The organism is Propionicicella superfundia DSM 22317 (genome assembly GCF_000423465.1).
In the GTDB taxonomy this organism is placed as follows: Bacteria; Actinomycetota; Actinomycetes; order Propionibacteriales; family Propionibacteriaceae; genus Propionicicella; species Propionicicella superfundia.
The window spans coordinates 964,571-982,191 of record NZ_KE384020.1 but is presented as its reverse complement, the minus strand read 5'-3'; the positions used below and the strand labels follow the sequence as shown (position 1 = coordinate 982,191).

The following is a 17,621-nucleotide window of genomic DNA, read 5'->3' as shown; positions in this document are numbered from 1 at the left end:
GCACCCGGTCACGTGCGTTGTGACAGGCTGGCAGGGTGAACGACATCGCCTCCCGCCTGACCGCCGTCCGTGATCGCATCGCCGCCGCCTGCCGCGCCGCGGATCGCGATCCCGCCGACGTCCGTCTGCTGCCGGTGTCGAAGACCAAGCCGTCCGAGCTGGTCCGAGCCGCAGCGGCGGCGGGCTGTGACCGGTTCGGGGAGAACATGGTGCAGGAGGCGCGCCGCAAGGCGCGCGAGCTCGCCGACGTCCCCGGACTGTCGTGGGCGATCATCGGTCACCTGCAGACGAACAAGGCCAAGTACCTGCCGGAGTTCGCCGCCGAGTTCCAGGCGCTCGACTCACTGGCGCTGGCCACCGAGCTCGACCGGCGCTTCGCAGCGGCCGGACGGACGCTCGACGTGCTGATCGAGGTGAACTCGTCGGGTGAGAACTCGAAGTTCGGCCTTCCTCCGGCCGAGGTCCCGGGCTTCGCCGCCGCGCTGCACCCCTTCGAGGCGCTGCGGGTGCGCGGACTGATGACGATCGCGTCCCGCGACCGGGCCGCACGCGACTTCGCCGAGACGGCCGCGCTGCGCGACAGGCTGCGCGGCACCGACGGGCTGCCGGGCAGCTACGACGAGCTGTCGATGGGCATGAGCGGCGACTTCGAGGAGGCGATCGCCCACGGTGCGACCTGCGTACGGGTCGGCACGGCGATCTTCGGCAGCAGGGCCGCCCGGCCGGTCTGAGCCGCGGCCGGGGCGTCCCGGGAGCGCATCGAGGCCTCCCGGCGGTGCGCGGATGTGCGGTCTCCTTGGATGCGGACGATTCCTGCGGCACAATGGCCGTGTCTTCCGGTGGGTGAGGTTGTCGGGGAAGGGCCATCTCGACACCAGGAGGCACGATGAGCACCACCCGCGGAGTTCTGTTCGTCCATTCCGCACCGTCGGCCCTGTGCCCGCATGTCGACTGGGCACTGTCGGCCGCTTTCGGCGTGCCCCTGCACCTGCAGTGGAAGGCGCAGCCCGCCCAGCGGGCGACCTACCGGGCCGAGTACTCCTGGAGCGGTGCGGCCGGCACCGCGGCGCGGGCGGCGAGCGCCCTGATGGGCTGGCAGCGGCTCCGCTTCGAGCTCACCGAGGATCCCTGCCCCGGTTCCGACGGGCAGCGCTACAGCTACACCCCGTCGCTGGGGATGTTCTCGGCGATGACGTCGTCCAACGGAGACATCGTGATCCCCGAGGAGCGGCTGAAGACCGTCGTGGCCACCGCGGCGCTCACCGGCGCCGAGGTGACCGACGGTCTTCAGGCCCTGCTCGGGACGGCATGGGACGACGAGTTGGAGGTGTTCCGCCACGCGGGCGAGGGCGCGCCCGTGCGGTGGCTCACCGACGCCGTCTGATCCCGGACGCAGTGCGCCGCGTCGGCGCGAACCGACGCGGCACGTCAGGCGGTGACGACGCGGCCGAGAGCGACGCGAGGACGCCCAGTAGGAAGCCGACCAGGCCGTGTACGCGAGGCCCTTTGCCGGACGCCGGACGATCGCACCCGGGCGAGACGGCGCTCCCGATCCCTGCGATCGGTCTGGTCAGGCGGCGGCGGGTGGCTGTTCGCGCTCGGCCGGTCGCTGCTTGCCGGCGGGCATGTCGGCCGCAGGGGGTTCGAAGGTGGACAGCAGGCGGAGCTCGTCGGCCTGTCGGGCGCGGTCGCGGTCGACGACCGAGTCGTACCCGGGGCGCCAGGAGCGTTCGTGCGCGGGCTGCAACGCGAGGACGAGCAGGGCCACGAGGGCGAGGCAGATGAGCAGTCCGTTCATGGCTGAAACCCTTTCAGCGCTGGATTCCGGCCACCAGTGGCAGGAAAGCCACTTCCGGAAGGATTCACGCCAGTAGAATCGCGTCATGGCGTTGCGAAGCGTGAGCGTGATCGTTCTCGAACCGGTGGCGGTCTTCGAGTTCGGCGTGGTCGTGGAGGTGTTCGGGGTCGATCGCACGGCCGACGACCTCCCTCCGTTCGACTTCCGCGTGTGCGCGGTCGAGCCGGGTCGGCCCCTGGCCGGAAAGGCGACGACTCCGCTGGCGATCGTTCCCGGCCATGGTCTCGACGACGTCGGGGGCAGCGACCTCGTCGTCGTCGCACCGACTCCGCCCCTGCCCGACGACGCCTACCCGCGAGAGGTGCTGGACGTCCTGCGCGAGGCGCCCCGCGAGGGAAGCACACTCCTCAGCGTGTGCTCCGGGTCGTTCGTCCTCGGCGCGGCAGGCCTCCTCGACGGGTTGGCGTGCACCACCCATTGGATGTACGCCGACGACCTGCAGCGCCGCTATCCGTCCGCGCGGGTGGACCCGTCGGTGCTGTATGTCGACACGGGCAGCATCATCACCAGCGCAGGAACGGCCGCGGGTGTGGACGCCTGCCTCCACGTGGTTCGCCGCGAACTCGGCGCGGGAGTCGCCAATGCCATCGCCCGCCGCATGGTCGTGCCGCCGGTGCGGGACGGCGGGCAGCAGCAGTACGTCGATCGGCCGGTGCCCGCCCAGATCGACGGCGGGCTCGCACCGGTGCTGGACTGGGCGCTGGCGACCCTCGACCGTCCCCACACCGTGGCGTCGCTGGCCGAGCGGGCCGCGATGAGCGAGCGGAGCTTCGCCCGCCATTTCCAGGCCGAGACCGGCACGACCCCGCACCGCTGGCTCAACCAGCAGCGCGTGCTCGCTGCACGCAGCCTTCTCGAACGCGGGGACCTCCCGGTCGAGAGGGTCGCCGACCAGGTGGGCTTCCGCTCGGCCGTCGTCCTGCGGGACCACTTCCGCCGCGCCACCGGGCTCACCCCGACGGTGTACCGGCAGCGGTTCGGCGGGCTGGGTCTTGAACCCGTGCACTGAGTGTCCGCCGAAGGCGGGATCCGCGGGGCGTCGGCCGTCGCCCGGATCCGCTGCGGCGAACGCCTGCGACGAGGGGCGGGCGCCGCGGGCTCGACGCGGTGGTCGGCGGGCCAGGGCGAGCGGATTGCGGGGTTGTGTACCTTACGAGGTCACTCCCCGCGGGAGCGAGCCCCAACCGCGGAGTTCTGTACCCATTGACGGCGCCCGGCGCGCGCATTAGGTACGAAACCTCGCATCCAGGTGGCGGGACCGCTCCGGCCGGAGCCATTCGGTGCAGAAACCCGCACGACGGGTCAGGCTCGCGAGGTGGCCATGTGGTCGTTCACGGTGTCGCGCACGGGCGCGTACAGGGGATGGGCCGCGTCCAGTCCCGTGACGGTCGTCGTGAACTCGTCGGCGTCCAGCGCGACGAGCCGTTCGGCCAGGACCTCGGCCTGGGGGTCGCCCGGGGCGCGGAAGCTCAGCACGGCGCCGATGGCGGCGACGAGCGCGTCGGTGGGCAGTCCGCGTTCGGCCGCCTCGGCGGCCGGGCCGACGAACCGCTCGTGGCGGGAGAGCTTGCGCAGCGGCTGCCGCCCCACCCGGAGGACGGAATCGGTGAGCTCGCGCAGTCGGAATCGGCCCAGGATGCCCGAGCGGTACGCGGCGAGTTCGGCGGGAGCGAATCCGTGCTTGGCGACGAGCAACGCCGACGTCTCCGCGAGCACGGCCGAGACCCGTGCGGCGACCAGATCGTCGGCAAGGGCGTCGGCGATCGTCGCGGCCCCGGCCCGAGCCCCGAAATAGGCCGCGGTCGCGTGGCCGGTGTTGACCGTGAACAGCTTGCGCTCGATGTACGGGGCCAGGTCGTCCACGAAATGTGCGAGGGGGATGACCGGTGGGCGCTTCCCGAAGGGGCGCCGCTCGATCGTCCACTCCGCATACGCCTCGACGGTGACATCGACACCGTGCGTCCGCGGCTGCTCCGGAACGATCCTGTCGACCGCGGTGTTGGCGAACACCGCGCGGGACGCCAGCACGTCCGGGTCGGCCTCCTCCAGGGCGTCGACCTCCCCGCGGAGCAGGTCGGTCGCGTTGATGGCGTTCTCGCAGGCCATCACCGGCAGCGGCGGGAGCGCCGGGTCGCGCCGCAGCAGGCCCGCACAGAGCAGGGGGGCGACGAACCGCAGGACGCTGGGTCCGACCGCGGTCGCGGCCAGGTCCGCGGTCGCGACCTCGGCGACGGCCGCGTCCGGGTCCGCACGGCTGTCGACGGCCCGGAAGCCGGTCACCTCGATGTTGCGGCCCGCCTCGCCGATCTCGTGGACCGTGTACGCCGGCGCGGCGTTGACCGCGTCCACGAGCGGTGCGGACACGTCGAGGAAGACGAGTTCGTAGCCGGCCTGGTGGAGCAGCGACCCGATCAGGCCCCGGCCGATGTTGCCGGCGCCGAAGACGACGGCTTTCACGCCACTCCCGCCGCGACGACGAGAGCGAACAGTTCCTCGGGGTGCTGCACGGCCTTCAGCTTCTCCACGTCGGAACTGTCGGAGAAGAGCACGGCGATCCGGGACAGGATCTCCAGATGCGTTCCGCCCTTGCCCGCGATCCCCACCACGAACGTGACCGGCTGGCCGTCCCAGTCGACGCCGCCGTCGTAGCGGATGAGTGTCAGCGCGGAGCCGAGGACGGCGTCCTTCGCGTCGTTGGTGCCGTGCGGGATGGCCAGTTCGTTCCCCATGAAGGTGGAGACGGTCCGCTCCCGGTCCTGCATCGCGTCGTAATACGCAGGGGTGACCGCTCCCGCTGCCACGAGCAGGTCCACGGCCTCCTTCATCGCCTCGTCGCGGGTCGCCGATCCGTGATGGATCCGGACCCTCTCGGGTGCCAGCACACTGGTTTGCATGTCGTGAGTCGCCTTTCTGAGATCTGGGCCCGCCGCGCGGGCCGGGGCCGTCAAGCCCCGGCCGCGGGGTCAGGACCGTTCGGCCACCTGGTCGCCGACGAGTTCCACGACCTCGTCGTACCTGGGCGAGTTCATGAAGTTGTCGACCGAGATGTGGATCGCGTCGGGCGCCTGCTTCCGGGCGCGATCGGTGAGCTGGGCCTGCGTGACGACGAGGTCGGCGCTCGGATCGAGGTTCGCGATGGCCAGGTTGGTCACCGTCACGCCTTCGATCCCGGCTTTGGCGATCTTGTTCCGCAGCACGCTGGCGCCCATGGCGGACGAGCCCATGCCCGCGTCGCAGGCGAACACGATGCTCCGTACCGTCCGCGTCGCGACGGCTGCGGTGTCGGCGGTGAGCAGGCCGGCCAGCGCCGTGGACTCCGCGCCCTTGTTGACCTCGGTCTTGGCGACAGCCTCCGCGAACTCCTCCGCGCCCGCCTCCAGATCGCGGCGGCGGGAGGCCCGCAGAATGACGGCGGCGATCGCGAACGTCACCGCGCACGAGATGACGACGGACAGGATCACGCCGAGATAGCTGTCCTTCGCGGTCTGGAAGATCACCGCGATGATCGACCCGGGGGCCGCGGGTGCGCGCAGGCCGGACTGGAATGCGAGGTTCGTGGCGATCCCGGACATTCCGCCGGGGATGACCGCGAGCAGGAGGGCGGGCTTCATCAGGACGTACGGGAAGTACACCTCGTGGATGCCGCCGAGGAACTGGATGATCGCGGCGCCGGGGGCCGAGGCCTTGGCCGCGCCCACACCGAAGAAGGTGAAGGCGAGCAGGATGCCGAGACCGGGGCCGGGGTTCGCCTCCAGCAGGAACAGGATGGACTTGCCGGTCTGCTCGGCCTGGGCGGTGCCGAGCGGGGTGAGGACGCCGTGATTGATGGCGTTGTTGAGGAAGAACACCTTGGCGGGCTCGATGAGGATGCTCGTCAGCGGCAGCATGCCGGTGGAGATCAGCCAGTTCACACCGGCGCTCAGGATCTCCATGATCCAGTTGACGACGCGGGCGAGGGCGAAGAAGCCCAGAACCGCCATGAGGAAGCTGAAGATTCCGGCCGAGAACATGTTGACGAGCATCTCGAAGCCCGCGCGGACCTTTCCCGCCCACAGCTTGTCGAGCATCTTCATGGCCCAGGCGGCCAGCGGGCTCATGATCATCGCGCCGATGAACATGTGGATCTGGCCGAGCTGATTGTCGGCGGGCAGGGTCGCGTTGACCTGTGCGATCAGGAAGTCGGAGCCTGCGATCACGCCGAAGGTCGCGATGGCGCCGACGACGGCGCCGCGAAGGTCGTAGACCATGCGGCCCGCCTGGACGGCGATCAGGATCGGCAGCAGGTAGTGGATCATCGGGCCGACGATCGTCGCGAGGTCGGCGTTCGGCGTCCAGCCGGCCTCGATGAAGAACGCGGTGAAGATGCCCCACGCGATGAGCGCGGGGATGTTCGGCATGATCATGCCGGACATGAAGGTGCCCAACCGCTGGATGGCGACGCGGACGCCGCCCTCCGCGGGTGCCGGGGCAGTGGTGGCGGTCATGGTCCTTTCCTCTCATCTGGTGCTGTCCGCCGGATGCCGCAGCGATGCGGCACCGGGATGGGGGTCGTGCGGGCGGCTCAGGTGAGCCGGTCGCGGGCGGTCTCTTCGATCAGGGCGAGCGTCCTGGTGCCGTCGAGGTCGGAGAAGACGTCGGGGGCGAGGAGGAGGGCGGCGGCTCCGTGAACGGCCGCGAGGCCCTCGATCTGCTCGACGCGGCTGGCGAGATGAGGCCCGACGAGGATCAGGTCGGCCGAGACGATGTCCGTCGCGAGCGATGCCTCCGAGGTCGCGGCGGCGGTATGGGACAGGTGGCGGGCGCGGGCGGCCCGGTTGACGCGCTGGGCGACGAATGTGCTCGACGCCCCGGCGCCGCAGACGATCAGGATCTTCATCGATACCTCCCTCGCCCTCATCATGCGAAGCGCTGGCCCACGGCCACAACCACGGGAGTTTCCGCAGGGGCGGAAGGAAGTCTGTGGCGTTCCGGGCCCGGGCCGGGGGTGTCATCGCATCCGAAGCATGCTTGACTGGCGACACACGCAGGGTTGCGTCGACACCGGTGGTGCAGCGTGGCCCGGGAGGTCGGTGAACGTGTCGAGGACTCGACAGAACAGGCTTCTCACGCATCTGGTGAGAGTCGACGAATGGGTGACGGGTGCCCAGTTGGCCGATGTCCTCGGGGTCACGCCCCGCACGGTGCGGACGTATGTGGCGGCTCTCAACGCCCGGGCGGTGGAGGCGATCGTCGTGGAGTCGGGGCCGCAGGGGTATCGGGCGGGGCCCGCCGCGCCGACCGCGTTGCGCAGCGGTGTCGAGCCGGGCACCCCCCAGGACAGGCTCTACCAGCTTCTCCGTCGGCTGCTGGAGTCCACCGATCCGTTGGACGTCCACGACACGGCCGATGAGATCTTCGTCAGCTCCGCGACCATCGAGGCCGACCTCGCCCGGGTCCGGGGTTTCCTCAGCGGCAGCGGTGTCACGCTCGAACGGCAGGGATCGCGGATCTGGCTGCACGGCACCGAGATCGCGCTCCGGCGGGTGCTCAGCCGGCTGGCCCACGACCAGGCGGACATGGAGTCGCTCGACTTCGCGGCGCTCATGCGCGTGCTGGGGGAGGGCGCGGTCGGCGCGGCGAAGTACAGCTCCTTCAAGACCGACCTCGTCGACGCGCTGGGCCGGCTCGGCTACTTCGTCAACGAGTACGCGATCGCGGACGTCCTCATGCACGTCGGCATCGCAGCGGAGCGCAGTTCGCGTGGCCGGCCGCTCGCCACGGCCGACCAGCAGGTGCGCCGGGACGAGCAGGCCATCGGACGGGTGCTGGACCAGTTGGCGTTGCGTCACTTCGGGATCCGGTTCGGGACCGGCGACCGCCAGTTCCTGACGACGGTGGTCCTCACACGGGTCGTCGCCCCGCGGATGGCAGGAGCTCAGGAACTCGCCCGGGAGCGCGTCTCGCCGGCCGTGGAGCGGGCCGTGAAGGAGACCTGCGCCGCCGCGGCCGAGGAGTTTCTCGTGGGGCTCTCCGGGGAGGACTTCACCTGGCGCCTGATCCTGCACGTCCAGAACCTCGTCGAGCGGGCACAGGAGTCGGCCTGGTCGCGCAATCCGCTGACGCGGACGCTGAAGTCGTCCTACCCGATGATCTTCGAGGTCGCCGTCTATATCGCGAACGGGCTGCAGGAACGTCTCGGCATCCCCCTGGTCGACGAGGAGATCGCCTACATCGCGATGCACGTGGGCGCCACGTTGCAGCGCAACAGGACCGACGACGCGCTGCCGACGGCGACCATCGTGTGCCCCGGGTACCACGACCTGCACAGCCTGCTCCGGTCGAGCGTCGACCGGTCGCTGGGGAAGGCGATCGAGGTCGTGCGGGTCGACACGCGCGTCGATCCCGACTGGGAGTCGCTGACCACCGATCTGATCCTGACGACCATCCCGCCGCCCGAGCACAGCGACAGGATCGTGGCCATTCCCCTGTTCCTGTCCGATGCCGACGTCGAGCGGGTCCATCTCGCCGCGATGCGGGTGCGGCGCACGCGTCGCCTCGCGCGGCTCCGCGCCGAACTGGAGCGGTACTTCGCCCCCCGGTCGTTCGTGCGGGACCTGGACGCCGAGGTCGGCGAGGAGTCCGTCATCCGACGTCTCGGCGCCCTGCTGGTCGCCGAGGGCGTCATCGACGACGACTACGTGGAGCGCACCATCGAGCGGGAGCGGATGTCGTCGACGGCGTTCACGGAGTCGCTTGCCGTGCCGCATGCGCTCGGGATGACGGCGACGCGCACGGCCATCGCCGTCGGGATGTCCGAGAGGTCGATCCCGTGGGGTGAGGCGCGTGTGCACGTGGTCGCGATGGTCGCCTTCTCCGAGAGCGACCGCGCCGCGTTCCAGACGGTGTTCGAACAGCTTGTCGAGGTGTTCAGCGAGCGGGACAGCGTGCAACGGCTCGTCCACAACGGTGTCGACTTCGCGGCATTCCTCGACGAACTCGTCGCCGTCATCGACGGCTGAGGACACGCCTCCGGAGATGCCACGACGCCGGCCCCGCAGGACCGGCGCCGGGATCGAGACGGGGCGTCAGTGCGTGGCGAACTCGTTGGTGACGGCCACGGCGACGTTGTGACCGCCGAAGCCGAACGAGTTGTTGAGCGCGGCGAGGTCGCCCGCGGGCAGCGCTCGCGCCGTGTTGGCCGCGATGTCGATGCCGAGGTCGGGCTCGGGGTTGTCCAGGTTGATGGTCGGAGGGACGACGCGGTTGTACAGCGCCAGGAGGGTGGCCATCGTCTCCAGCGCCCCGGCCCCGCCGAGGAGGTGCCCGGTCATGGACTTCGTGCCGGTGGCGATGGCGGCGGTGTGGTCGCCGAGGGCGGCGCGCATGGAGTGCGCCTCGGTCGTGTCGCCCTGCGGGGTGGACGTGGCGTGGCAGTTGACGTGGATGATGTCGGACGGCTGCAGGCCCGCGTCGCGGACGGCCTTCACCATCGCCTTCGCCTGACCTTCGCCTGTGGGATCGGGCTGGACCATGTCGTGTCCGTCGGCCGAGACGCCGGCACCGGCGAGCCTGCCGTAGATCCGGGCCCCGCGGGCCTGGGCGTGTTCGAGCGTCTCCATGACGAGCACGGCCGCGCCCTCGCCCATGACGAAGCCGTCACGGTCGACATCCCAGGGACGCGATGCGCGTTCGGGCTCGTCGTTTCGGCGGCTGAGCGCCTGCATCTGCCCGAACGCGGCGAGCGGGAAGGCGTGGATGACCGCCTCGGTGCCGCCGACGACGACGACGTCGGCGCGGCCGAGACGCAGGATGTCCAGGCCGTTGCTGATGGCCTCGTTGCTCGACGCGCAGGCCGACACCGGGGTGTGCACGCCGCCCTTCGCGTGCAGCAGCAGACCGACGTTGGCGGCCGGCGCGTTGGCCATGAGCATCGGGATCGTGAACGGGCTCACCCGGCGGTATCCCTTGCCCTTCTGGGTGTCCCAACTGTTGATGAGGGAGTGCAGGCCGCCCATCCCGGTGCCCATCACGACGGACAGCCTGTCGGGGTCGACATCGGTGCCCTCGGCCAGGCTGAACCCGGCGTCCAGCCATGCCTCCTCGGCCGCGATGAGCGCCATCATGGACGCGCGGTCGAGACGGCGGGCGCGGATGCGATCCACCTTGGTGGTCGGATCGACCGCCGCCCTGGCGGCGATCTGGCACGGAAGGCCGTCCGCCCACTCCTCCTCGATGCGGGTCACGCCCGAGGTGCCGGCGACGAGGGCCTTCCACGTGCTCGCGACGTCGCCGCCGAGGGGCGTGGTGGCACCGAGGCCGGTGATGACGATGTTGCTCATGTACCGCTCCAACAACAAGAGGACGGGTGGGTGGTGCGGGCGGGGACGACGCCCCGCCCGCGACGTGGATCGTTCAGGCCTTGGCCTGCTCGATGTAGGTGACGGCGTCGCCGACGGTCTTCAGGTTCTTGGCCTCGTCGTCGGGGACGGTGACGCCGAACTTCTCCTCGATGCCGACGATGATCTCGACCATCGCGAGCGAGTCGATGTCGAGATCGTCGACGAACGACTTGTCGAGCTGGACGTCCTCGACCGGGACGTCGGCGACGTCGTACACGAGTTCGGCGAGCGTGGAGAGGATTTCTTCAGAGGTAGCCATGGTGTCTCCTTACGGTGTTGTGTGGCTGTCTGCGGGTGCCGGAGGGGCTCCGGATCAGGGGAGGGTCACGACCTGGCCGGCGTACACGAGGCCGGCTCCGAAGCCGATGATGAGGGCGGTGTCGCCGCTCTTCGCCTCGCCGCTGGCGAGCATCTCCGACATCGCGATCGGGATGGAGGCGGCGGAGTTGTTGCCGTAGTTGACGATGCTGCGGGCGACCTTGACGTGCTCGGGCAGCTTGAGGTGGCGCAGCATCGCGTCGGTGATGCGGTTGTTGGCCTGGTGGGGGATGAACGTGTCGAGGTCATCGGGGGTGAGGCCGGACTTCTCCAGGATGTCGAGCGCGGCGTCCGCGACGAAACCGGACGCCCACCGGAACACCTGCCTGCCGTCCATCCAGATGTAGGGCCAGGTCTGGTCCCGGACCGCACCCTCCCAGTCGGTGGCCTGGTGGATGGTGGGGCCCGCCTCGCCGTCGGATCCCCACACGACGGGGGAGATGCCGTTGACGTCGCTGGGGCCGATCACCACGGCGCCCGCGCCGTCGGCGAACAGGAAGGCCGTGGACCGGTCGGACAGGTCGGTGAGCCTGGACAGCGTCTCCGCCCCCACGACGAGGACGTGGGTGGCGGCACCGGAGCGGATCAACGCCTCGGCCTGCGCGATGGCGTAGCAGAAGCCGGCGCACGCGGCCGAGATGTCGTAGGCCGCCGCCCCGATCGCGCCGAGCTGGAAGGCGAGCTTCGGCGCGAGACCGGGCGTCTGGTGGAAGTAGGACACCGTGCTCACGATGACCGCGTCGATGTCGGCCGGGGCGACGCCGGAGTTCGCGATGGCTTCCAGGCTCGCGTCGCGGGCGAGCGTCTCGACCGACTCCCCGTCGGCGATCCAACGCCGTTCGACGATGCCGGTTCGCTGGCGGATCCACTCGTCGCTGGAATCGATGTAGGTGCACATCTCTGCGTTGTCGACGACGCGGCTGGGCAACGCCCTGCCGACGCCGAGGATACGGGCGTAGCGGGCACCGGTGCGGGCAAGAAGGGTCATGCGGCGGCTCCTGCGTGGGCGGCCACGAAGTCGTGGGCCGCGGCGAGATCGTCGGGCGAGTTGAGCTTGAGGAGTTCGACGCCCGCCAGGTGCCGTTTGGCGATCCCCGTGAGGGTGCCGGCGGGGGCGAGCTCGATGAGACCGGTGACGCCGAGCTCGGCCATGGTCCTCATGCAGAGGTCCCAGCGGACGGGGTTGGCGACCTGCCGGACGAGCCGGGCGAGGTAGTCGGCGCCGGACGGCACGACGTCGCCGTCGGCGTTCGACAGCAGTCGCGTGGCCGGATCGGCGGGCGCCAGCGTGTCGGCGAGCGCCGCCAGCGGTGCGACGGCCGGCTCCATGTGCACGGTGTGGAACGCTCCGGCGACGCTGAGCGGGCGTAGACGGGCCTTGGCGGGCGGGTCCGCGGCGAGGGCTTCCAGTTGCGCGACCGTGCCGGCGGCGACGATCTGGCCGGGGCCGTTGTTGTTCGCCGGGGTGAGGCCGTGGGCCGCGAGCGCGGCGAGGACGTCGGTTTCGTCACCGCCGATGACGGCCGTCATCGACGTGGGCTGCACGGCGCTCGCCGCAGCCATCTGACGACCCCGTTCGGCCACGAACCGGATCGCACCGAGTGGAGTCAGGACCCCCGCCAGTGCGGCGGCGGTGATCTCACCGACGCTGTGACCGGCCAGCAGCCCGGTCGCCGCGGTGAGCGTGCCCTCCTCGGGGAAGAGCGCCGCGGCGGCGACGAGGCCCGCGGCGACGAGCAGCGGCTGCGCGACCGAGGTGTCGCGGATCTCCTCCGCGTCGGCTTCGGTCCCGTAGCGGATGAGATCGAGCCCGGCGGCGTCCGACAGCCGCCGGAGGAACTCGACGGTGGCGGGATCCTCGAGCCAGGGGGCGAGGAATCCGGGGGTCTGGGCACCCTGTCCGGGCGCGACGATTACCAGCACGTCACCAGCGTGCCGCGAAGTCGGTGCTCCTGCGGTGCGGACACCACCAAGGTCTGTGACAGGTTGGTTGTAGGAAACCCACAAATTGCGGCTCATTGCTGACGCATGAGGGAGCCCAGCACGAGGGCCAGCCGGAGCACGAACGCGTCCCGCGGGTCTCCGGGCGCGTATGAGGTGAGCGCCTCGACGCGCCGCAGCCGGTAGCGGACCGTGTTCGGGTGGACGAACAGGGCGCGGGCGGTCGCCTCGATCGAGCCGCCCTGCTCGAAGTACTGCTGCAGGGTGATCAGGAGGTCCTCGGACTCGGCGATGGACCGGTAGATCTCCCGGCCCAGTTCGCGGCGGGCGTGACCGTCGCCGGCGAGAGCCCGTTCGGGCAGGAGGTCGCCGGCGCTCACCGGCCGCGGGGCGAAGGCCCAGGACTCGGCGACACGCGCTCCGGACATGGCCGCACGGGCGCTCAGCGGCGCGTCGACGAGGCTGCGGACGATGGGACCGACGACGATCGGGCCGGGGCCGAAGTGCTCGGAGACCCCGCCGACGAGCAGCGCCGCGTCGCTGTCGGACCCGACGGTGCCGCCGAGGACCACGACCAGGCGGTCTCCCTGGTACGCGGCCAGGAGCGTGACGCCGAGTCGCTCCGCCCCCTTGTGGAGATCCTCCAAGGAGCGCGCAGCGGGCGCCGCGCCCACGGCGACGGCGATCCCGTCGGTGGACTGCCAGCCCAGCGTCGACGCGCGAGAGACGAGCGACTCGTCCGCCTCGCCGCGCACGACGGCGTCCACGACCAGTGCCTCCAGTCGCGAGTCCCACAGGCCGCGGAGCTCTGCGGCACGCGCGTACACCTCGGCAGCGGCGAAGGCGACCTCTCTGCTGTACCGCATGATCGCCTCGTGCAGGGCCGGTCGGTCGGAGCGCGGCATCAGTTCCTCGATCTGCGCCTCCACCGTCTCGACGGTCGTGCGTACGAGCGCGACGGTCTGGTGCAGGGAGATACGCCGCATCAGGGCGCGGGGAGCGGCGTCGAAGATGCCCGTCGGGGTGCCCTGCTCGCCGTTGGCGAACCAGGTGACGAAGCCGTCGATCCCGGCGCCGGCGACGAGGGTGATCCAGGAGCGGTGCTCGGCGTCGAGCTGGCCGAACCAGGCGTGACGGGACGATATCTCCGCCATGGCCACCGTGTTCATCGTGGCGGTGACGCCCGACAACCGCTTGGCGATGGCGGCGCGGGTTCGCGAGCTCAGTCGGCCAGGCGGCATGTCTCCCCCTTTTCGGCGTCAGCCTAGCCAGTGTCCGTGGGCCAGGGGGTCGGGTCGGTCCGGGAGCGTCGCCCCGGGTCTCCTGCTGCCGGCGGGACGTGCGTCCATCGGCCCGGCCGGTGGGGCCCGGCCCCGCGAGGGATCCGGCTCGTGTCGCAGGGGCTTAGGGTCGGTGCTGTGAGCGAGTTCACAGACCCTGTCGCGGCCCTGCGGGAGATCGCCTATCTCATGGATCGCGCCCGGGCCGATACGCACCGGGTCAAGGCGTACCGCCGGGCGGCCGCGGTCGTGGCGGGTCTCTCCGCGCGTGACCGCGCCGCACACGAGACGGTCGGCGACTGGACGTCGGTGCCGGGGCTCGGCCCGAAGACGGCGGCGGTCGTGCGGCAGGCGCTGGCCGGACGGATCCCCGACACGCTGGCGAGGCTGCGTTCCGAGAAGGCGCCGCTGACGACGGGCGGGCACCTGCTGTGGGACGCGCTGCGCGGTGACCTGCACGTTCACACCCTGTGGTCCGACGGCGGCGCGGATCTCGATGAGATGGCGGTCGCCGAGCAGCAGCTCGGCCGGGAGTACATCGCGATCACAGACCACTCGCCGCGGTTGCGGATCGCCCGCGGGCTGAGCGCCGACAGGCTGCGCGAGCAGTGGGATGCCATCGCCGATCTCAATGAGGCCCTCGGCGGGTTCCGCGTCCTGCGAGGGATCGAGGTGGACATCCTGGCCGATGGCTCCCTCGACCAGGCGCCCGAGCTGCTCGCGGGGCTCGACGTCGTCGTCGCGAGCGTGCACTCCGGACTGCAGATGGACCGCGAGTCCATGACGCACCGCATGGTGGCGGCGATCGCGCACCCGCGCACGAACGTCCTCGGGCACTGCACGGGGAGGCTCCTCGGGGGCGAGCGCGGCGTCCGCGGCGAGTCGGTCTTCGACGCGGAGGTCGTGTTCGCGGCGTGCGCCCAGTTCTCCGTGGCGGTGGAGATCAACAGCCGCCCCGAACGCTGCGACCCGCCGAACCGCCTGCTGTCGCTGGCCGCCGAGATGGGATGCCTGTTCTCGATCGACACCGACGCCCACGCCCCCGGCCAACTGGAGTTCGGCTGGTACGGCTGCGACCGCGCGGAGCGGCATGGCATCGACGCCGACCGGATCGTCGACACCTGGCCGGTGGAGCGGCTCCTCGACTGGACGGCGTCCGCGACACGCGGGTAGCCTCGCCGCCGCCCGAGTGCCGGCGTTCCCCGCCCGGGACCGCCGTTCGTCGTGTCGGACATGCCGTTCGTCGCGTAGTCGGGCGCGTTCGTCATCTGCCCTCTCGGGACGGTCGCTGCGCCACCTACTCTCCTGCGCATCCATCAAGAGACCCCGTAGGAGCCAACGATGTCCCTCTCGAGTCCCGATCGAAAGAAGGAAGCAGGCGCTTCCTCCTCGACCGCATCACCACCGTCTCCCGGCGCCGCCGTCCTTCCGCCAACGGCGATCTCAGCGGCCGACGAGCGGGCCGAACGCCGCTGGACCCCGGCGAAGATCGCTCTCTGGGCGGGTGTCGCGCTGCTCGGCGGGGTGGCCTGGGTCATGGTCGCGATCGTCCGCGGCGAGACCGTGAACGCGATCTGGTTCGTCTTCGCCGCCGTGTGCACGTACCTCATCGGGCACCGCTTCTACTCCCGGCTGATCGAGAACAAGCTCACCAGGCCGGATGACAGCCGCGCCACCCCCGCCGAGTACCGGGCCGACGGCAAGGACTACGTCCCCACCGATCGCCGCGTTCTCTACGGACACCACTTCGCCGCCATCGCCGGCGCCGGGCCGCTGGTGGGCCCCATCCTGGCCGCCCAGATGGGATATCTGCCGGGCACGATCTGGATCATTGTCGGCGTCGTGCTCGCCGGGGCCGTCCAGGACTACCTGGTGCTGTTCTTCTCGATGCGCCGGGGCGGTCGGTCCATCGGCCAGATGGCCCGCGACGAACTCGGGCGGATCGGCGGCACCGCCGCGATCATCGCGGCTCTGCTCATCATGCTGATCATCGTCGCCATCCTGGCCCTGGTCGTCGTCAACGCTCTCGGCGAGAGCCCGTGGGGCGTGTTCAGTGTGTCGATGACCATCCCGATCGCGATCTTCATGGGTGTGTACCTGCGCTACCTGCGTCCCGGCAGGATCACCGAGATCTCCATCATCGGCTTCGGCCTTCTGCTGTTCGCCATTGTCGCCGGGGGCTGGGTGGCAGGGACTCCCTGGGGAGCGGAGATCTTCAGCCTCGATCGCACCACCCTCGCCTGGGGCGTCATCGTCTACGGCTTCATCGCGGCCGTCCTACCGGTGTGGCTGCTGCTCGCCCCCCGCGACTACCTGTCGACCTTCATGAAGATCGGCGTCATCGTCATGCTGGCCGGTGCGATCGTCCTGGTTCGTCCTGAGATCTCGGTGCCGGCGTTCAGCGAGTTCGCCGGGGGCCAGACCGGACCGGTGTTCTCCGGACCGTTGTTCCCGTTCCTGTTCGTGACGATCGCCTGCGGCGCATTGTCGGGGTTCCACGCGCTGATCGCATCCGGCACCACGCCGAAGCTGGTGGAGAAGGAACGCCAGACCCGCCTGATCGGATATGGCGGGATGCTGATGGAGTCGTTCGTGGCGATCATGGCTCTCGTCGCCGCGATCTCCATCGACCGCGGCATCTACTTCGCGATGAACTCGTCCGCGGCCGCAACCCTGGGCACCGTGGAGGGAGCGGTCTCCTTCGTCAACTCCCTCGGCCTCGCCGGCGTGAACCTGACCCCGGAGATGCTGACCGAGACCGCCCGTCTGGTGGGAGAGCCGAGCATCGTGTCCCGTACCGGCGGTGCCCCCACCCTGGCCGTCGGCCTGGCGCACATCATGCAGCAGCTCGTCGGCGGCACCGAGATGATGAGCTTCTGGTATCACTTCGCCATCATGTTCGAGGCACTGTTCATCCTCACCGCCGTCGACGCCGGCACCCGGGTCGCCCGCTTCATGTTGCAGGACTCGGTCGGCAACTTCTGGCCGAAGTTCAAGGATCAGAGCTGGCGACCCGGTGCCTGGATCGCCACTGCGGTGATGGTGGCCGGCTGGGGCCTGATCCTGTTGATGGGCGTGACCGATCCGCTGGGCGGGATCAACGTGCTGTTCCCGCTGTTCGGCATCGCGAACCAGTTGCTCGCCGCCATCGCGTTGGCGGTCTGCATGGCGATCGTGGCCAAGAAGGGGCTCTCCACCTGGCTGTGGATCATCGTGGTGCCGCTGGCCTTCACCGCCGTCGTGACCATCCTGGCGTCGCTGTACAAGATCTTCTCGCCGGTGCCCGCGGTCGGCTACTGGGCCAACCACATCGCCTTCCGTGACGCGTTGGCGCGCGGAGAGGAGAGCTTCGGGACGGCCCGTAGCGTCGAAGCCATGGAGTCGGTCGTCCGCAACACCTTCATCCAGGGCACGCTGTCGATCATCTTCGTCTCGCTGGCGATCGTCGTGATCGTCTCGTCCGTGGTCGTCACCTGGAAGGCATGGCGGTCCGGCGGCGGCGCCGACTCGGAGGATCCCGCAGTGCCCTCGCAGTTGTTTGCCCCGGCCGGGTTCATCCCGACCCCGTCCGAGAGGCGACTGCAGGCCGAGTGGGCCGCCGTCCCGCCCGACAGGCTGCCGAAGCTGGTTCGCCACTGATGGCCGCCGTTCTCAGCGTCTTCCCTGCGCTTCGGTGGTATGTCACGTCACTGATGGGAGACGACGCGTACGCGGTTTATCTGGCTCACCACGACGCCCATCATCGCGGCACCCCTCCGGTCAGCGAACGCGAGTTCTGGCGTCAGCGCTACGCCGACCAGGACGCCCACCCCGGAAGCCGATGTTGCTGAGCGCCGTCGTCGCGCG

General features: G+C 70.3%; 17 protein-coding genes. 7 read left to right on the top strand and 10 right to left on the bottom strand.

Annotated elements, in window-relative coordinates; genetic code table 11:
• Positions 1–35: 35 nt before the first annotated feature.
• Positions 36–731 carry a YggS family pyridoxal phosphate-dependent enzyme gene (locus G555_RS19060; protein WP_084635035.1) on the top strand — a complete coding sequence of 232 codons (696 nt, stop codon included), beginning with the start codon at positions 36–38 and terminating at the stop codon, positions 729–731.
• A gap of 155 nt (positions 732–886) precedes the next feature.
• Entirely contained in the window at positions 887–1,384 is a 498-nt protein-coding gene (locus G555_RS0109670) for a DUF3145 domain-containing protein (protein ID WP_028708729.1), read from the top strand.
• Positions 1,385–1,570: 186 nt separating this feature from the next.
• Here G555_RS0109670 and G555_RS0109665 read toward each other — a convergent pair whose 3' ends face one another.
• Entirely contained in the window at positions 1,571–1,798 is a 228-nt protein-coding gene (locus tag G555_RS0109665) for a hypothetical protein (RefSeq protein WP_028708728.1), read from the bottom strand.
• 85 nt (positions 1,799–1,883) lie between these two features.
• Between G555_RS0109665 and G555_RS0109660 the strand changes: the two genes are divergently transcribed.
• Entirely contained in the window at positions 1,884–2,867 is a 984-nt protein-coding gene (locus tag G555_RS0109660; RefSeq protein ID WP_028708727.1) for a GlxA family transcriptional regulator, read from the top strand.
• 293 nt (positions 2,868–3,160) lie between these two features.
• On the opposite strand, the gene G555_RS0109655 is transcribed toward G555_RS0109660, so the two are convergent.
• The 4 genes from G555_RS0109655 to G555_RS0109640 all read right to left on the bottom strand — a co-directional run bounded on the left by G555_RS0109655 (position 3,161) and on the right by G555_RS0109640 (position 6,734).
• Positions 3,161–4,315: a mannitol-1-phosphate 5-dehydrogenase gene (locus G555_RS0109655; protein WP_028708726.1), complete on the bottom strand. Its 1,155-nt coding sequence runs from the start codon at positions 4,313–4,315 to the stop codon at positions 3,161–3,163.
• A complete protein-coding gene (locus G555_RS0109650) occupies positions 4,312–4,752 on the bottom strand; it encodes a PTS mannitol transporter subunit IIA (protein WP_028708725.1) in 441 nt (146 codons plus the stop codon). Before G555_RS0109650 ends, G555_RS0109655 begins: the two co-directional genes overlap by 4 nt.
• A gap of 69 nt (positions 4,753–4,821) precedes the next feature.
• The gene (locus G555_RS0109645) at positions 4,822–6,342 is read right to left on the bottom strand and encodes a PTS mannitol transporter subunit IIBC (protein ID WP_028708724.1); all 1,521 of its coding nucleotides are present in this window, start codon (positions 6,340–6,342) and stop codon (positions 4,822–4,824) included.
• A gap of 77 nt (positions 6,343–6,419) precedes the next feature.
• Entirely contained in the window at positions 6,420–6,734 is a 315-nt protein-coding gene (locus tag G555_RS0109640; protein ID WP_028708723.1) for a PTS sugar transporter subunit IIB, read from the bottom strand.
• 199 nt (positions 6,735–6,933) lie between these two features.
• Here G555_RS0109640 and G555_RS0109635 point away from each other — a divergent pair, with 199 nt between their 5' ends.
• Complete coding sequence (locus G555_RS0109635; RefSeq protein WP_028708722.1) at positions 6,934–8,856, top strand: BglG family transcription antiterminator; 1,923 nt, start codon at positions 6,934–6,936, stop codon at positions 8,854–8,856.
• Between the two features lie 66 nt (positions 8,857–8,922).
• Here the strand turns inward: G555_RS0109635 and G555_RS0109630 are convergent, their stop codons facing one another.
• The 5 genes from G555_RS0109630 to G555_RS0109610 form a co-directional block, all read right to left on the bottom strand.
• Positions 8,923–10,176, bottom strand: a complete 1,254-nt coding sequence (locus G555_RS0109630; protein WP_028708721.1) for a beta-ketoacyl-[acyl-carrier-protein] synthase family protein — start codon at positions 10,174–10,176, stop codon at positions 8,923–8,925.
• A gap of 73 nt (positions 10,177–10,249) precedes the next feature.
• On the bottom strand, positions 10,250–10,495 hold the full coding sequence (locus G555_RS0109625) for an acyl carrier protein (RefSeq protein ID WP_028708720.1): 246 nt from the start codon (positions 10,493–10,495) through the stop codon (positions 10,250–10,252).
• Positions 10,496–10,549: 54 nt separating this feature from the next.
• The gene (locus tag G555_RS0109620) at positions 10,550–11,542 is read right to left on the bottom strand and encodes a beta-ketoacyl-ACP synthase III (protein ID WP_028708719.1); all 993 of its coding nucleotides are present in this window, start codon (positions 11,540–11,542) and stop codon (positions 10,550–10,552) included.
• A complete protein-coding gene (locus G555_RS0109615; protein ID WP_028708718.1) occupies positions 11,539–12,477 on the bottom strand; it encodes an ACP S-malonyltransferase in 939 nt (312 codons plus the stop codon). Before G555_RS0109615 ends, G555_RS0109620 begins: the two co-directional genes overlap by 4 nt.
• Before the next feature lie 92 nt (positions 12,478–12,569).
• Positions 12,570–13,736 carry a PucR family transcriptional regulator gene (locus tag G555_RS0109610; RefSeq protein WP_028708717.1) on the bottom strand — a complete coding sequence of 389 codons (1,167 nt, stop codon included), beginning with the start codon at positions 13,734–13,736 and terminating at the stop codon, positions 12,570–12,572.
• Between the two features lie 177 nt (positions 13,737–13,913).
• Here G555_RS0109610 and G555_RS0109605 point away from each other — a divergent pair, with 177 nt between their 5' ends.
• From G555_RS0109605 to G555_RS23400, 3 genes are all read left to right on the top strand, one after another.
• Positions 13,914–14,948, top strand: a complete 1,035-nt coding sequence (locus tag G555_RS0109605) for a PHP domain-containing protein (RefSeq protein ID WP_028708716.1) — start codon at positions 13,914–13,916, stop codon at positions 14,946–14,948.
• Positions 14,949–15,116: 168 nt separating this feature from the next.
• On the top strand, positions 15,117–17,414 hold the full coding sequence (locus G555_RS19055) for a carbon starvation CstA family protein (protein WP_036921734.1): 2,298 nt from the start codon (positions 15,117–15,119) through the stop codon (positions 17,412–17,414).
• The gene (locus G555_RS23400) at positions 17,414–17,605 is read left to right on the top strand and encodes a YbdD/YjiX family protein (RefSeq protein WP_084635030.1); all 192 of its coding nucleotides are present in this window, start codon (positions 17,414–17,416) and stop codon (positions 17,603–17,605) included. Before G555_RS19055 ends, G555_RS23400 begins: the two co-directional genes overlap by 1 nt.
• Positions 17,606–17,621: the final 16 nt, after the last annotated feature.

What these genes read in the sequence shown, in the direction of transcription:
- G555_RS0109610 (WP_028708717.1), bottom strand. Translation starts at nt 13,736, where the DNA reads ATGCCGCCTGGCCGACTGAGCTCGCGAACCCGCGCCGCCATCGCCAAG.
- G555_RS0109650 (WP_028708725.1), bottom strand. Translation starts at nt 4,752, where the DNA reads ATGCAAACCAGTGTGCTGGCACCCGAGAGGGTCCGGATCCATCACGGA.
- G555_RS0109665 (WP_028708728.1), bottom strand. Translation starts at nt 1,798, where the DNA reads ATGAACGGACTGCTCATCTGCCTCGCCCTCGTGGCCCTGCTCGTCCTC.
- G555_RS0109660 (WP_028708727.1), top strand. Translation starts at nt 1,884, where the DNA reads ATGGCGTTGCGAAGCGTGAGCGTGATCGTTCTCGAACCGGTGGCGGTC.
- G555_RS0109625 (WP_028708720.1), bottom strand. Translation starts at nt 10,495, where the DNA reads ATGGCTACCTCTGAAGAAATCCTCTCCACGCTCGCCGAACTCGTGTAC.
- G555_RS0109640 (WP_028708723.1), bottom strand. Translation starts at nt 6,734, where the DNA reads ATGAAGATCCTGATCGTCTGCGGCGCCGGGGCGTCGAGCACATTCGTC.
- G555_RS23400 (WP_084635030.1), top strand. Translation starts at nt 17,414, where the DNA reads ATGGCCGCCGTTCTCAGCGTCTTCCCTGCGCTTCGGTGGTATGTCACG.
- G555_RS0109670 (WP_028708729.1), top strand. Translation starts at nt 887, where the DNA reads ATGAGCACCACCCGCGGAGTTCTGTTCGTCCATTCCGCACCGTCGGCC.
- G555_RS0109645 (WP_028708724.1), bottom strand. Translation starts at nt 6,342, where the DNA reads ATGACCGCCACCACTGCCCCGGCACCCGCGGAGGGCGGCGTCCGCGTC.
- G555_RS0109620 (WP_028708719.1), bottom strand. Translation starts at nt 11,542, where the DNA reads ATGACCCTTCTTGCCCGCACCGGTGCCCGCTACGCCCGTATCCTCGGC.
- G555_RS19055 (WP_036921734.1), top strand. Translation starts at nt 15,117, where the DNA reads ATGTCCCTCTCGAGTCCCGATCGAAAGAAGGAAGCAGGCGCTTCCTCC.
- G555_RS0109630 (WP_028708721.1), bottom strand. Translation starts at nt 10,176, where the DNA reads ATGAGCAACATCGTCATCACCGGCCTCGGTGCCACCACGCCCCTCGGC.